Genomic DNA, 1,805 nt, shown 5'->3' with positions numbered 1-1,805 from the left:
CGGGTAAGTTTGAAAAGTTGCTCCGGAGCGATCCGCGACTGAATGTTGGTTGTGGTGGTGCCGGGTGTGTCTGTTGTTTGAGAACTCAATAGTGTGCCAAGTTTGTTGATACCAATTTATTGTAATGGATTGGTTGAATTGACCAGGTTATGCCACCCCGTGGTGTGGTCTGGTTTTTACAGCTGGTTTCAAATTTTGTGCAGCCTGGTTATCCCGTTTTCCCGGGRTTCCTGGGTTGTGTCTGTTTTACTTCAACGGAGAGTTTGATCCTGGCTCAGGATGAACGCTGGCGGCGTGCTTAACACATGCAAGTCGAACGATGATCCGGTGCTTGCACCGGGGATTAGTGGCGAACGGGTGAGTAACACGTGAGTAACCTGCCCTTAACTCTGGGATAAGCCTGGGAAACTGGGTCTAATACCGGATATGACTCCTCATCGCATGGTGGGGGGTGGAAAGCTTTATTGTGGTTTTGGATGGACTCGCGGCCTATCAGCTTGTTGGTGAGGTAATGGCTCACCAAGGCGACGACGGGTAGCCGGCCTGAGAGGGTGACCGGCCACACTGGGACTGAGACACGGCCCAGACTCCTACGGGAGGCAGCAGTGGGGAATATTGCACAATGGGCGSAAGCCTGATGCAGCGACGCCGCGTGAGGGATGACGGCCTTCGGGTTGTAAACCTCTTTCAGTAGGGAAGAAGCGAAAGTGACGGTACCTGCAGAAGAAGCGCCGGCTAACTACGTGCCAGCAGCCGCGGTAATACGTAGGGCGCAAGCGTTATCCGGAATTATTGGGCGTAAAGAGCTCGTAGGCGGTTTGTCGCGTCTGCCGTGAAAGTCCGGGGCTCAACTCCGGATCTGCGGTGGGTACGGGCAGACTAGAGTGATGTAGGGGAGACTGGAATTCCTGGTGTAGCGGTGAAATGCGCAGATATCAGGAGGAACACCGATGGCGAAGGCAGGTCTCTGGGCATTAACTGACGCTGAGGAGCGAAAGCATGGGGAGCGAACAGGATTAGATACCCTGGTAGTCCATGCCGTAAACGTTGGGCACTAGGTGTGGGGGACATTCCACGTTTTCCGCGCCGTAGCTAACGCATTAAGTGCCCCGCCTGGGGAGTACGGCCGCAAGGCTAAAACTCAAAGGAATTGACGGGGGCCCGCACAAGCGGCGGAGCATGCGGATTAATTCGATGCAACGCGAAGAACCTTACCAAGGCTTGACATGGGCCGGACCGGGCTGGAAACAGTCCTTCCCCTTTGGGGCCGGTTCACAGGTGGTGCATGGTTGTCGTCAGCTCGTGTCGTGAGATGTTGGGTTAAGTCCCGCAACGAGCGCAACCCTCGTTCCATGTTGCCAGCGCGTAATGGCGGGGACTCATGGGAGACTGCCGGGGTCAACTCGGAGGAAGGTGGGGACGACGTCAAATCATCATGCCCCTTATGTCTTGGGCTTCACGCATGCTACAATGGCCGGTACAAAGGGTTGCGATACTGTGAGGTGGAGCTAATCCCAAAAAGCCGGTCTCAGTTCGGATTGGGGTCTGCAACTCGACCCCATGAAGTCGGAGTCGCTAGTAATCGCAGATCAGCAACGCTGCGGTGAATACGTTCCCGGGCCTTGTACACACCGCCCGTCAAGTCACGAAAGTTGGTAACACCCGAAGCCGGTGGCCTAACCCCTTGTGGGAGGGAGCTGTCGAAGGTGGGACTGGCGATTGGGACTAAGTCGTAACAAGGTAGCCGTACCGGAAGGTGCGGCTGGATCACCTCCTTTCTAAGGAGCACCTACAACCACCCTGCC

The 1,805-nt window shown here is 55.8% G+C and carries 1 rRNA gene; it reads left to right on the top strand.

From position 1 onward, the window contains the following. The first annotated feature begins 251 nt into the window (after positions 1 to 251). Positions 252 to 1,778, top strand: a 16S ribosomal RNA gene (locus AB4089_RS22875). The last annotated feature ends 27 nt before the right edge of the window (positions 1,779 to 1,805 follow it).

It is taken from the genome of Arthrobacter sp. 2MCAF15 (assembly GCF_052115605.1).
Lineage (GTDB): Bacteria > Actinomycetota > Actinomycetes > Actinomycetales > Micrococcaceae > Arthrobacter.
Note: the sequence above shows the minus strand (reverse complement) of the source record. Positions and strands in the feature narration are given on the sequence as shown.